Below are 13,676 nucleotides of genomic sequence, written 5' to 3'. Positions count from 1 at the left end.
GAGGCGGTTCGGGATGGTACGAAGGGAGGCGGTGAGATGAGGAGACGGATGCCTCGCAAGCAGGTCGGAATCCGCGATGTCGCGGCCGAAGCCGGTGTGTCGGTGACGACGGTCTCGCACGTGCTCAACGACACGCCCCACACGCGCACGAGCGACGAGACGAAGTCGCGCGTGCGCGAGGCCGCGGCGCGGCTCGGCTACCACCCGAACCGGCTCGCGCGCGGCCTCCGCACGCAGGCGTCCGGCATGGTGGGCCTCATCACCGAGGAGATCGCGACGACCCCGCACGCGGGTCGCATCATCCTCGGTGCGCAGGAGGAGGCGAGCCGCCACAACCTCACGCTCGCGATCATCAACTCGACGCTGCGGCACGAGCCCGATGTCGAGCCGTCGGAGGTGCAGGCGTTCCTCGACCGCCAGGTCGACGGCATCATCTACGCCACGGTCTACCACGACGAGGTGATCCTGCCCGAACAGATGCACGCCGTGCCGTCCGTGCTCATCGGTGCTCGTGACCGCGACGGCGAGGTGCCCTCGATCATGCCCGACGAGCGCGCGGGCGCGGCATCCGTCATCGACCTGCTCGTGCGCACGGGCCACCGGCGCATCGCGTTCGCCGCGACCTCGGTCGACGTGCCCGCCACGCGCGGACGCCTGCGCGGCTACCGCGACGGCATGATCGCCGCGGGGCTCGACCCGTCGGCGCACGTCGTCGAGGCCGTGTCCGAGGCGGCCGGCGGCTACGAGGCGACGATGGCGCTGCTCGACCACGGGCGCTCGCCGTCGGAGCGGCCCACGGCGGTGTTCTGCTACAACGACCGCATGGCGATGGGCGCCTACCGCGCGGCGGCCGAGCTGGGGCTGTCGGTGCCGGCGGATGTCTCGATCGTCGGCTTCGACGACCAGGCGCCCATCGCGGGCAGCCTGTTCCCGGCGCTGTCGACCGTCGCGCTGCCGCACTACGAGATGGGCGCGTGGGCGGTCGCGACGCTCGCCGCGATGATCGAGGGGCGAGACGAGGCGGATGCCGCGGGGCCGGCGCCGACGCTGCTGCCGTGTCCGATCGTGGAGCGCGGGTCGATCGCGGGCCCGGCTCGCTGAGCCCTGCTGCGCTCTCTGCTGCTCCTTCTGTTTCTGTTTCCGCTTCTGCTCCCGACTTCACCGGGCCGACCCGCTCGCGACGCCGCGCCGGTCGCCGTACCCTGCACACGAAAGGCTCTCCGCACATGCTCCGACTCGCCGCATCCTGGGTGTGGGACTTCTGGTTCGCCGACGACGGCGACCGGTTCCACCTCTTCTTCCTCAAGGCGTCGCGGGCCCTGCACGACCCGAATCGCCGCCACTGGCGCGCGACGATCGGACACGCCGTCTCGACCGACCTCGTGCACTGGGCGGAGGTCGCCGACGCGATCGTGCCATCCGACCCGCCTGCGTTCGACGACGTCGCGACGTGGACGGGCTCCGTCGTGCGCGCCGACGACGGCACGTGGCGCATGTTCTACACGGGCGTCGACCGCGCCGGTGGCGGGCTCGTGCAGCGCATCGGCGTCGCGACATCCGACGACCTCATGACCTGGTCGACCACCGGCCGCGCGCTCGTCGAACCCGACTCGCGCTGGTATGAGCGGCTGGCCGACGGCGCCTGGCCCGACGAGGCGTGGCGCGACCCGTGGGTGTTCCGCGACCCGTCGGGCCAGGGCTGGCGGATGCTCGTGACCGCGCGCGCGAACGTCGGCGACCCGTCGTCGCGGGGCGTCGTCGGCACCGCGTGGTCGCCCGACCTCGAGCAGTGGCGCGTCGAGCCGCCGCGCTCGGCCGCCGTCTCAGGCTTCGGGCAGCTCGAGGTGCTGCAGCTCGAGCAGGTCGACGGCCGCTGGGTGCTGCTCTTCTCGTGTCTCGGCACCGAGCTCGCGGCCGACCGCCGGGCGGCGGGGGAGCGCGGCGGCATCTGGGCGGTGAACGTGAAGGATCCGGCGGGGCCGTTCGATGTCGCTGCCGCGTATCGCGTTGCCGACGAGGAGCTGTACGTCGGGCGGCTCGTGCGCGATCGCGCGGGTCGGTGGTGGATGATGGCCTTCAAGAACACGACGGCGGATGGCGCGTGGGTGGGGGAGATCACCGACCCGATGCCGGTCGGGTGGGTCGAGGGGAGGCTGACAATGGTGGCGGAGGTCGCGGTGCCCGGTGCGTCTGGTGCGCCGTCTGTCCCGGATGCCGAGCTGGTCGCCGATGCCTGAGCCGCGGTCGGGCGCCCTCGTCATCGGCGAGGCGCTGATGGACCTCGTCGACGACGGCCGCTCGATCACGCGCTCGCCGGGCGGCTCGCCGGCCAACGTCGCGCTCGGCTTGGCGCGCCTCGGCGTTCCGACGCGACTGCGCACCGCGCTCGCCGACGATGACGACGGCCGCGCCATCCTCGCCCGGCTGACGGAGTCGGGTGTCGCCGTCGACCCGGAGTCGATGTGCCTCGACCGCACGTCGACCGCGCTCGCCGTGCTCGACGGCAAGGGCGCGGCGGAGTACGACTTCGACATCGAGTGGCGCGTGGCCTCGCCGATTCACGTCGGCTCGGCGGCGGTGGTGCACTCGGGGTCGATCGCGCTGTTCCTCGAGCCGGGCGCCGAGGCCGTCGCTGATGCGCTCGTTGCGCGCCCCGAGGGCGTGCTCGTCTCGCTCGACCCCAACATCCGCCCGGCACTGCTCGGTGAGCAGACGGCGACTCGCGCGACCTTCGAACGACTCGCGGCCGCCGCCGACGTGGTCAAGCTCAGCGATGAAGACGCCGCCTGGCTCTACCCCGACGAGTCGCTCGCCGCCGTGCTCGACCGACTCCTCGAGCTCGGCGTCGCGCTCGCCGCGGTGACGCGCGGTGGCGCCGGCGCCCTGCTCGCCACCCGCACGACCCGAGTCGAGGTCGAGCCGCTCTCGGTGCGCGTTCGCGACACCGTCGGCGCAGGCGACACCTTCATGGCCGCCCTCATCGCGGGAGTACTCAACCGAGACAGCACCGAACCGCTCCTCGAGCTCCGCGAACCCGACCTGCTCCGCCTCGGCCGCTTCGCTGCCGCCGCGGCCGGCGTCACGGTCAGTCGCGTCGGCGCCGACCTGCCCACCGCCGACGAGGTCGCGCGAGCCCAGCACGCGGCGGCGGTCGACCGCTGCACGACCGAATCGGCGGGCACCATCCTTTGGTGAGCGGACCCGACTAGAGGGTGAGCGCGGCGAGCCCGGCCGAGAGCGCCCACGTCGACAGCCTTCCTGCTGCGTGTCGCGCGATCACCCCGATGCCCCCTTGCGCGGGCCCGCGACGAGCTACTCGCCGCGGTCGGCTTCGAGCAGTCGCTCGGCCGCGACCTTCAGGCGAGGAATATCGGTTCGCGCCGTCGTCATGACGATCGAGTGCGCGGTGTCGAAGTAACGGTGCGCGAGTTGGTCCCGCATTCGGACGATCTCGACCCAGGGATGTCGGGCTCCGCCGAGGTGACGGACGGGTCGAGATCCTTGACCGCTTCCCCGATCTCGACGAGGCGGATGCGGATCGCGTCGAAGACGATCGGATCGTCGTCTGATCGGGCGGCGTAGTCCTCGATGGCGGCGCACGCGGCGAGGATGTCGCCGAGGCGAGCACGCGACGAACGGCTCACACCGGTCTCGCTTCGCGCAGCACGGTGTCGGCGACATCCGCCTTCAGGCTCGACGCCGGGACGATGTCGACCGGCGCGTCGAGGATCCGCTCGGCCGTGCTGCGCATCGTGCCGAGACCGAAGAGGCCGACGTCGTCGGCGAGGTCGACGAGCAGGTCGATGTCGCTGGACGCCGATTCGTCGCCGCGGGCGACGCTCCCGAATACGCGGATGTTCGAGGCGCCGAGCGCTGCGAGCGCGGCGACGAGTTCCTCGCGATTCGAGTTGAGTCGAGCACGCAGCGGCCCGATGCCGGTGCGCCGAGGTTCTGCGTGGGGTCTCGCCAAGCGATCGGCGGTCGCGTTGACACCGGCGCTGAGTTCCGCCCGGTGGGTCTCGATGAACTCGCGAATGGCAGCCGCGACGATGTCCTTCTTCGTTCGCCCGAGAAGGTGCGCGGCGTCGCCGACGAGCTGGTCGATGGCCGGATCGATCTTGATCGGGGTGAATGTCGACATGTCAGCTCCTCGGTACCAGAGTACCATTCGGCACCCAACGGGCGGCAGGAGGCGCGATAAGGTCGACGCGCGTCGGCTCGGGCTGATCCCCGGGTCGGTTTGGCACGGCCTCGTCGGGTCGAGGGGCTCGGTGACCGGATGTCGCTGAACTCGTCGCTCACACCGAGTTCCGCGAGACCGACGCGTTCATCGACGAAATCCCCGCAGGCCTGTAAGTCGATCGACCAGGTCTTGCCCCACCCCACGTCACCCCGCTCGGACGGGAGCAAGAGCAAGAATAGGGCGCGAGCTAAGTTAGAGCGGGCCGAATGTATCCTCAAGGATCGCTTTGAGCGCTTTCGCTGCCGCGAAGTCCAAATGGATGCTTTGAGTCGGCGTTGAGCCCGGCTTCGGTCCGCCCTCAGCGTAGTTGTAAAGATATAAATAAACCGTCCCGTCAACTCCGATCGCCGTCTGCACGTATCCATCGACCTCCGACTTCGGCGGCTTGACATTCCGATTCCCCGCTACGAACGCACGAATCTTCGCCACAATCCCTCAGACCTTCTTGAACGCCAGGAGATGTCTACTTTCTCACGCCTCCGGAACTCGCGAGAGCCGGTGCGTCGATGAACTGGGGTAGCCGGTCAAGATCTGCTCTCCCGTCTACGAGTCACCCTGATGCGCCTCGATGGTCTCGTCCAACGTTCGATCACCGCCGCGGGCGTACCCATCACGTCGGGCAAGGGGGCTCGGGATGAATCGCAGAGTTGCTCGGCGGATGGGGTGGCTTCAGTGAGCACCGTTATGGCCCGATGCTGCGGCTCCGCGGACCGCCTCGATGACCGATGCGGCCACCGCGTCGACGTCCTCGTGCTCCCAGTACCGCAGGACGGTCCATCCTGCAGAATGCAACGCCCGATCAGTCTCACGGTCGCGCTCGATGTTGCGCAAGAGCTTCGGCGCCCAGTAGTCGGTGTTCCGCTTCGGTATTGTCGCGTGCACCGGGCACCCGTGCCAAAAGCAGCCATCAATGAAGACCGCAACGCGTCGCCGGGTGAAGACAATGTCAGCGCGACGCCGACCGCCGAGAGGTGCGTAATCGACACGGTAGCGAAGTCCTGCCGCGAAGAGCCGTTTCCTCACGAGGAGTTCCGGGCCGCTGTCCCTCCGTCGATTCGCCACCATCGATTTGCGCACACCGTCGCTCGATGCCCATGACATGCTTGAGGGGGACGCCCGTCGATCACCTGCCTCTTCGATCACGAGTCAGGGGCTCCCACTGGAGGCTACGGGCATACGTCGCCCCTTCCTTCACGAACTGTCGTACGCAACCTGGATGCGCACCGTTCCCTGCGCCGTGTGCAGAAGCGCGTCGCCCTGCCCTGCGAGCGACTCCGCACCCGTCTCATCGAGGACAATGCGGCTGTCTGTTGCGGTCTTGACCCGCAGCGCGAGCTGTGCTGGGAAGTTCGACCTGATCGTCGTCGAGATGACGTCAGCGCTCGGACGCTGCGTCGCAGCAATCACGTGAATACCAGCGGCGCGGGCCTTCTGAGTCAACCGTCGCAGCAGATCCTCGATAGCGCGCTTATCGTCCGGATCGCTTGTGAGGTCCGCGTATTCATCGAGGACGATGATGATCCACGGCTTACGGTGTGAGGCGTCCACGCGCGCGTTGAGCTCAACGAGCTTGCGAGCGCGAACCGTCTTCATTGCACGATAGCGGTTCTCCATCTCCTGAACCGCCGCTTCGAGGATCTGTTTCGCGTCGTCGGCGTCAATCCCGATAGGACCGTCAACGTGCGGGTCGTCCTCGAAGTCGACGAGCTCGGTGCCCTTGGGATCCACGAGCTGGAGACGAACTGAGTCGACGTCGTATCGGATCAAACCCTTGAGAATGGTGTCGAGCGCAACCGACTTGCCTGATCCCGTCGTGCCCGCGACCAACAGGTGTGGTGAGTCTGGCGAGGAGAAGCTGATCTCCACCGGGTTCCCCGAGATATCAGCGCCGATAGGTGCCTTCAGCTCATCATGCTCGATTGGACTGGCTTCCCAAAGCGCCGCAGCGGGAATTCCGTACTTCTCGCCCTCGAACTTCGGAATCTCGAATACGACGGCGCCGCGATCGTTCTTGGTCCGAACGCTATAGCCGGCCGGCAACCCAAGCGCTAGGAAAATTTCATCGCGGCGGTTCACAACCTTGTCAACCGCGACGCCCGGCTTTGGTACGAAGCGCAACACATAGAACCCAGGGCCTTCCTGCCACGGACTCCCGGTTTCTGGCGGCCCTACTTGGACATTGTGCAGCCCAAAGACGCCAAGCACCTTGTTGTACCGGCGTCGAAGCTCGCTCTCCCCTAAGCCGCCGGCCTGGGCGACATTGTGTACTCGCGCCGCGCGGGCGTCGAATGTTGCCTTGCCGCTGATGCGGCGATGAGCATCTGTTGGGCCAGCGGCGTCACTAGTCTTTGCCGATTCAGCTTCAGCCGGTTCCTCCTCCGGCGGCACAATACTTCTCGCGGGCGCCTCGTCCAGGCTATTGATCGGGCCCCCGGGTTCTGCTCCCGGGTCACTATGCGCCCGAAGCAGCCCAATCACTCGCTGGAGTTCCGGCCGGTTCAGCCGGATTAGTGTGTGCCTACCGAGCCCTCGAGGCGCCGGTGCCGGCTCCTTCTGGGCCGCAGCGATCGCGACGGCCACACCATGTACCCGCTTGAGGGCGACGTTGCTGGCACGCAGTGCCTCGATCACTCGCGCCTCAAGGTCGAGGCGCGCTGGACCGACCCGACTCCGCGACGGGAGTTCTGAACCACTTAACTCCCGGCTGCTGGTTTGCTCGATAGAGGAGGCGAGCTCCTCCAGCCAGAATTTGTGGTCGTCGGTAGCCTCTCCACCAGACGCGAATGCCGATCGGCAGAGGTCAGTTGTGCGGTTCAGTTGTTCTTCGGCGGAGCCGTGGTCGTACTCTTGACGGAACTTCGATTCGGCGACGAGCACGTCAAGCGACACTCCTCCGCCCTCATTGAGGCGGAGCACAAACCTGCCGAGGTCTGCACGCGTCTTCGCGCCTCGGCCGAACCACCTCTGCTGCTCATCGAAGCTGAGCCAAACGACGAGGCTGCTCTCCTCCTCACGTACCGGAAAGTGTTGCGCGACGACGAATCTGGTCGCGACGAGACCGACGACCTCGTTGATGGTCGTACCGATGCCGAGCGAGCGCAGCACGGCTCCCGGCACGACGTTTCGGCCAACGGAGTAGATCCTGGAGGCCGTCTCCTCAGCCGCGTTGCTCGCAACGACATTAATGTCGACCAATCGTCGCCGAAGGCGCTGTACAACGAGCTCCTTGCCCGTCTGCGAGCTTACGATGAGCGTATAGGCCTCGTTCTTGCCTACGCCCGGTTTCACAAGGATGACGTCCGGACGGTCCCTCAGGTTGTCGATCTGATCGCGGCCTACGAACGAATCAAGCGTCACGACCCAGTGTGCTACGCCGTGCAGTGAAAGGAACAGCTTCTGGTGTTGATCGAACTGAACCTGCATCTCAAAGTAGTCGGTGTTGCTCGCCTTCTCGCGCGCAACGGCAGAGCTCCGGTCGTAGCGAACACAGAGAGTCGACCATGTCTCCAAGACCGTATCCTGTGAGCTAGGTAGAAGTTCGCGGACAACATTCTCGCTCGATTCGGTGAGATTGTGAGCCGATGGATGGATCCAAGGGTCGTACCGGCCGGCGATGGTTGCTGCCGGATCCCGCGTACTCGCGTTCAGGGTTGTCTGCGTTCCGAATAGTGCTGGCGCGAGCGCGACATCGATTGAGTCCTCAAGGCCGCCGAGGTCCGCGTCCCGTTCGGAACTCCATGACTTTAGGACAAGCTGAACGTCTGGAAGGAACCGCTCCTCCGCGACGTCAGAGTCAGCAAACTCTGTGTCGAACGCCTGGATTATGCCGTGGTGGCTCTCGCGCGGCGCGAGGACGACCAGGTCGAGACGGAGCTGGGGGCTCTTAGCACGCACGCGCTTGGCGACGCGCACCGGAAGTACCGGGTCGCCGTTGCGGTCGAGCAACAGGACCGACAACCCATCCAGCTTGTGTGGATACGTCGCCAGGTAGTCCGCAATCACGCGAACCATTTCCTCAATGGCCGCCTCATCAACAGCAGACAACCAATCCTGCGACTGGCTTCCTGCTTTGCGCACGGGCGCGTACTCCTCGTGCCCCGCCGATTCACGCATCGGAATCGCGACGGTCTTCGGTCCGACGACCAGTGCGGGCGTGCCGTGGGGTGAGACGCGCTCAAGCGCATCGAAAAACAGGTCGCTGTTCTCAGAGTTCAGCTTGAGTCGCTCCGTCAGCGCCTTCGAGATCAGGCCCGTTAGCTGGACATAGTGTCGAGCGATCCAGCGCAGTCGAAGGGGATGGGTCGCGAGCATTGCCAACCGGTGATCCGCGAGGCGGATCACATCGCTGAGCACGACATCTGATAGGTCAGCATCTGGAGCGTTCGCAGGAACGAGCTGTGCTCGAGCACGACTCATCGTCTCCTCCCACTCGTCCAGGTACGAGTTGATGAGGTCGGCGTCAATACCGTCGCCGAGCAGAGCGAAGTGTCGTCGGCGCAGATTGAACAACTCAGCAGCAAATGGGGTGGCCGGAGCATCAACCGTGCGCCGCCGCCAATACCGCGGGTCGCTGAACTGATCCAGGAATCCGTCAAAGCTGCCCTCGTATACCTCGCCGGGTGAGGTCTCGAATCCGTTGAGCAGCGCGGCAACGGCAATTTGCCCAGGCGTGCTGAACGGGTCCCAACGGAACCGCCGCTGCACTCCGCCCTGCATCTCGACAACGATCCGGATCGGCGCCCATGCCTCGGCCATATCGAACGGCTCTGCCTCTGGAGGCAACTCCGGCATAGCACGTTCGAGGAGACAAGCATCGACTTCCAGTCCGAGTCGAAGTCCGACCGATGCCTGAACGAGCGCGAGACTCCTGCCGTATAGGAAGGCAAACAGCCAGCGTGTCCAAGCGCCGGATTCTAGGCTTCCCTCCATCCGGACGGTGACCGTTCCCTCCTCGTCCTCGTCAAAGTACGTGAGCTCCCGCAGCAGCGCGCGCAGCGGGTCAGGCACAACGAGCGAGTCGGGAAAGGCAATCTTCTCGACTCGACGCCGTAGCGGCTTGGGGAGTAAGTCAGCAAGTGCGTCGGCGTTGACAGGCGGCTCAGCGAACAGAAACCGTTCGGCCGCCTCCTGATCGCTGCGGTCCAAACCTTCCTGAACGAGCAGAGCATCGAACTCGTCCAGACGATCGTCGGCGACGCGTTCGATCGCTTCGCGAATGAGGCGCCCAAGACCAATCTTCGCCGACCGTTTCTCGAATATCTCAAGCCATAACGGGAGATCAAGTGCCCGTAGAGCATCCTCAGTTGACCCCAGGGCCATCACCAGGTCTCGCATGTGCGCCTTCGCGCCGTCCGCCGAGAGATGCACGCGCTCCAGCGCGGCGACGGTGAGCTCAGCGGCATCGATGCGACCAAGAAGATCTTCCTCAGTTAGGGGGGCTCCGCTGGGCTGCCTCAGTCCGCTGACGCGGACATTCTTTCTGATCCGAGCTTCAACCGCACTCTCTGAGACAAATAGGTCGCCGTCCGGGAACAAGCCAATGCTGGGGAGCGCGCTTGACACGGCCGCATGGATCACATCACTTGAGTGCACCCCGGAGCGTACGACGGCTGCAGCCGACTCCACCAGATAGCGAGCCAAACGGCGAAGCGACCGGCCCTCCTCTTCAGATTCAGAGACCGTGCCCCAGACGCGTTCCTGGTATGCCGCGAGGACCGCTGGCACCCTACCCTCGCCACCGACCTCCGCCCATGCTTCCTGGGCAAGAGTCGCGAACCGCGCTTCGTGATCGGGACCGTTCAACAAAATCGAGCCGTCGAGGCGATTCACTGCTGTGAGGCCTTGAGCATCCGGGGGCACCCCCCAATCGAAGAGAAGAACGGAGTCCCCCTCCCCGGTAACGTTCCGCCAGGCAGTGAGCTGCATTCCCTCCTCAAGGAGGTAGTCGGATGGAATGCCTTCGATGGGCGTTGTGGTACCCACCTTCACGATCACCTGCGGTGCCCCGTCCGAGCTCAGCCTCTCCGCGACCTCCAGCACGGCCGACCGGACGATGTCCTTCTCGAACCCCGCGACACGAAGCGCAGCACGCGTGCCATCTGACCCCTTCGTGACCGAGTCGAGCGCTACAAGCGCTACTACGCGGCCGAGAGTATTGTCTGCTGCGTCGGTCATCGAGGCTCCCCGTGCACGATGCTGGTGGCGTCCGAGTAGTGAGTCAGCAGTCCTGTTGCTGCCAGCCGAGAACGAAATGTATCTGAGTTTCGGGCGTATATCGATGCGTCGACGTCTACGGTGAGGTCGTGTTCGCCGGCGGTTCGATCATCAATGATCACCTGGTATTGGTTGTAGATTCGCGAACAGAAGCTGTAGAACTCTTCCTCGGTGCCCGGAGCCAGACTCGCGGCGACCAGCGCTTCCAGCATCGGGGGCTTCATTGTGAAGTGTCGTCTCCCCGTCGTCGCGTTGAGCGCGCCGACCGCTGCGAGGGTCTCCGAGAAGAAGGAGCGAGGCGAGCCCGTTCCGGTGGCGCTTGGCGACATGTGTCGTATGTACCGCATTGCCAGGGCTTCATTCTCTTCGTTAAGTGCGGCGTCGTGCAGAGCCGTCGCACGCGCGATAATCGCGTTCACGATGTCCTTTCGGAATGCGTCGAGCGCACTCTGAGACAGCCGTCGAAGCGGCGTCGGGTCCTTTACGAAATCAGCGAAAACCGTCTCAAGCGGCCTTCCAAGCGAGACCCGAGCAAGATGCAACTGGTGACGCGCTAGGCAATAGGGAGTCCAGTGCATGAGGCTCTCGATGCGCTTGGAACGAGGCACAGCCGTGCGCGAGACGATGAAGTGCGCTCCTCGTCTCAGATGCTCCGGCCATGGGCTGAGGTCCTCGAAGGTCTTGATCTCCGACTCGGACTTGTCCTCGTAGGGCACCTCGTCCTTCGCGTAGTCGTGGTTCCGGAGTGAGTGAAAGATCTCACCGAGTGGCGAATCGCTGTCCCGCACCAGTTCCAGCAGACCCTCACTGGTTTGGGCTCGCCTAGCGATATCTGCGTCTGTTCGCAGGACCCGATACGCCCAGGCCCCGCCGTCGCGGAAGACGTAGCGCTCGATGTGCGGCATCTTCGTGCCACGGGGTAGACCTGCCTTCCACCGCTCGGCCGCGTCGTAGTGGATGAGTTCACCGACGAACGGGTATAGATGCGTGTTGTACCAGTTGGGAGATGTCCGCCGGCCAGGGATCTGCACGAGGAGCGATGAAGCCAGAGCTTGTAGGGTCGCGAAGGTCTCTTCGTCGTCGATCGCTGCTGTCAGCGTTTCTGCGTCGATCCCGGCGTTGACCGCGATCCGTCGCGCGAAGTCGTGTGACGACCGGAGGTACGTCACCACACCGGCATCCGCATCGAGGAGTGCCGTTGGCGCCACTTCGTACACACCGCGAGCGATCGCAAGCATCTCGAGCGATACATAGAACCCGCGCCCTTGTTGTTCAAGGTTCACACCGAAGAGGTCGAGCACAACTTCGGCTTTTGACCGGTCAGCCATTAGGCATGCACCGACCTGATCTGGTCGCCCACGTCAATCATGAGCTTGCGTGGAACTGCGCCGACAAGGACCTGGATTACCTCCAGATCGCTGGCTGCGTCCGCCAGCGCGGCGAGCGTGCTCGTCAGCCCTCGGATTTCCGCCTCGTGCTGCGTTCCGCTTCGCAGGCCGGCCGCCCACCGGGTCAACAACTCGAAGCGCAGAAGATCGACTTCGACCGCCACCGGATCCCGACCGGGGGCACCCGGAATACGGACGAAGATCGCCCGATTCAGCCACTCAACTGCCTCGTGGAGCGCCGGAGCGGGCGCCCCAGGTCTTGCCTCGCTCATCCAGTGACTCACCTGGTCGACCACCTGTACATTTCGGCTAGTCACGCTTCGCGAGACAACAGCCGCTCTCGTGCGGTGCGAGAAGAACGCTGGGTCCAACACCAGGAAGTCGGGATTGCTGCCAACTCGATGTATCCCCTGGACAGCCTCGAGTCCCTTGAGTACGACGTCACGGACTTCCGTCTTGCCGAGGTCAGGCGTGTTGGGCACGACCTTGACGAAGGCGTCGCCAGCGCTCAACCCCAGCCGAGAGAAGCGATCCGATCCCGAATTGTTGAAGAAGTCAGCGCGTCGTAGGAAGCCATAGAGACCGCGCAAAGCGGCCGCTTCTCGTTGAGCATCCTGTGCGGTCCGGATGCGATGGCCGTCGGTGGCGGGCGTCGGTGGGAGGAAATCGACACTTGCAGCCTCGGGCTCCAGTGCGTCATCGACCTGCCGGCGAGATACCCGACCTGGGTCAAGCCTCCGCAGCGCCGATATCGCGGGCACCTGCTGGCGTTGCTGAGCCGAAAGTCGATCCCCGAACAGCGCCTGGTGATATTGGTATGGGTATTGCCACGATCTGTCCAGGGGCGATGTCTGGTAGTTGTCGTGGACATCCTCGCACGTAAGCCCGCCCGTGATCGCGTACGCGAGGGTAGAAAGTGCCTGCCGCGCTGTGATCACGGAACCTGTGCGCTCCGCAGCACTAAACACCTCGCGGATCGCGCGCCGGCGAGATGGCCCGCGGGCGCTGTCAGAAAGCGCTTCGTGGTTGGCAAGGATGGGGCAGACAGATCGCGCATCGCAACGCTTGCAGATCTGCCACGACCGCTTATCGACAGCCCAGTTTCGGGTCGCCCAGTCGACCAGTCCCTCGCCCTCACGATCCGGCGCGACAGATTGGTAGTTGAGGTTGACGACCACGACCGCGCCGTCGGCGCTGGCGACCGATCCGAACTCGATTCCCGCGGCGAGTGTCTCCACCATGACCTGAGCTCGTCCGGATCTGTCCTCGGATACACATCTGCGCAGCTGGCCCTCGTTCGCACAAATGACCGCGACCCCGCCCTGGGGAGGGCTCAATAGGTCGATCAAATACTGGGCGCCGACGCGGGCGTCGAAGTCGCTGAGGTCCTTCAGCATGTATATCGGTCGCCCGGCCTTCGTCGAACCGACAGCTTCCTGGGCATCCTTACCAGCCCGCTCGACCGCAGCGGCGGCGGCGGTCTTGCTCGCGCCAAGATCCTCCAAGAGGCTTGCGCAAAGGCTCGTCTTTCCGTGCCCGGCGTCTCCGGTCAGCACGATCGTGCGGGTCTCCGGCAGTTCGACCACGGCGAGCAGGAAGTCGCGCGTGCTCACGCGGAATGTCGGCTGGTTGTGGTCGGTTTGGCGCTCGAACACTAGGTCCGCGCTATCGGCGTCGAAGGGTTGGTAACGGTGCATGCGCCCAATGTGCCCGTTTACCTCAAGCGCCATTCTTTGATCTTCCTTACCGTCGAACTAGGTAGTCGCGATCGTATCGCCGTATCTAGTGGCGTACATCGACACGCCGCCGCAGGCGAGTCGTTCCGGTCAGGG

10 protein-coding genes are annotated in these 13,676 nt (G+C 65.1%); 3 read left to right on the top strand and 7 right to left on the bottom strand.

Annotated features, from left to right (window positions below):
* The first annotated feature begins 48 nt into the window (after positions 1-48).
* The 3 genes from JOD46_RS17060 to JOD46_RS17050 all read left to right on the top strand — a co-directional run bounded on the left by JOD46_RS17060 (position 49) and on the right by JOD46_RS17050 (position 3,195).
* Complete coding sequence (locus JOD46_RS17060; RefSeq protein ID WP_204395651.1) at positions 49-1,101, top strand: LacI family DNA-binding transcriptional regulator; 1,053 nt, start codon at positions 49-51, stop codon at positions 1,099-1,101.
* 125 nt (positions 1,102-1,226) lie between these two features.
* Entirely contained in the window at positions 1,227-2,237 is a 1,011-nt protein-coding gene (locus tag JOD46_RS17055; RefSeq protein ID WP_204395650.1) for a glycoside hydrolase family protein, read from the top strand.
* Positions 2,230-3,195, top strand: coding sequence for a carbohydrate kinase family protein (locus JOD46_RS17050; protein WP_204395649.1), 966 nt, complete (start codon positions 2,230-2,232; stop codon positions 3,193-3,195). Before JOD46_RS17055 ends, JOD46_RS17050 begins: the two co-directional genes overlap by 8 nt.
* Positions 3,196-3,312: 117 nt before the next feature.
* Here the strand turns inward: JOD46_RS17050 and JOD46_RS18725 are convergent, their stop codons facing one another.
* From JOD46_RS18725 to JOD46_RS17020, 7 genes are all read right to left on the bottom strand, one after another.
* Entirely contained in the window at positions 3,313-3,441 is a 129-nt protein-coding gene (locus JOD46_RS18725; RefSeq protein ID WP_239562861.1) for a HepT-like ribonuclease domain-containing protein, read from the bottom strand.
* Positions 3,387-3,644, bottom strand: coding sequence for a HepT-like ribonuclease domain-containing protein (locus tag JOD46_RS17045; RefSeq protein WP_239564347.1), 258 nt, complete (start codon positions 3,642-3,644; stop codon positions 3,387-3,389). The genes JOD46_RS18725 and JOD46_RS17045 overlap by 55 nt, the downstream gene beginning before the upstream one ends.
* On the bottom strand, positions 3,641-4,141 hold the full coding sequence (locus tag JOD46_RS17040) for a nucleotidyltransferase family protein (protein ID WP_204395648.1): 501 nt from the start codon (positions 4,139-4,141) through the stop codon (positions 3,641-3,643). The genes JOD46_RS17045 and JOD46_RS17040 overlap by 4 nt, the downstream gene beginning before the upstream one ends.
* Before the next feature lie 771 nt (positions 4,142-4,912).
* Positions 4,913-5,344, bottom strand: a complete 432-nt coding sequence (locus JOD46_RS17035; protein ID WP_204395647.1) for a very short patch repair endonuclease — start codon at positions 5,342-5,344, stop codon at positions 4,913-4,915.
* A 90-nt stretch (positions 5,345-5,434) separates the two neighbouring features.
* Entirely contained in the window at positions 5,435-10,417 is a 4,983-nt protein-coding gene (locus JOD46_RS17030; protein ID WP_204395646.1) for an FtsK/SpoIIIE domain-containing protein, read from the bottom strand.
* A complete protein-coding gene (locus JOD46_RS17025) occupies positions 10,414-11,757 on the bottom strand; it encodes a hypothetical protein (RefSeq protein ID WP_204395645.1) in 1,344 nt (447 codons plus the stop codon). The genes JOD46_RS17030 and JOD46_RS17025 overlap by 4 nt, the downstream gene beginning before the upstream one ends.
* A gap of 26 nt (positions 11,758-11,783) precedes the next feature.
* A complete protein-coding gene (locus JOD46_RS17020; protein WP_204395644.1) occupies positions 11,784-13,541 on the bottom strand; it encodes a hypothetical protein in 1,758 nt (585 codons plus the stop codon).
* Positions 13,542-13,676: the final 135 nt, after the last annotated feature.

The sequence above is a fragment of the Agromyces aurantiacus genome (genome assembly GCF_016907355.1).
GTDB classification, from domain to species: domain Bacteria; phylum Actinomycetota; class Actinomycetes; order Actinomycetales; family Microbacteriaceae; genus Agromyces; species Agromyces aurantiacus.
This window is presented reverse-complemented; position numbering and strand designations above follow the sequence as displayed.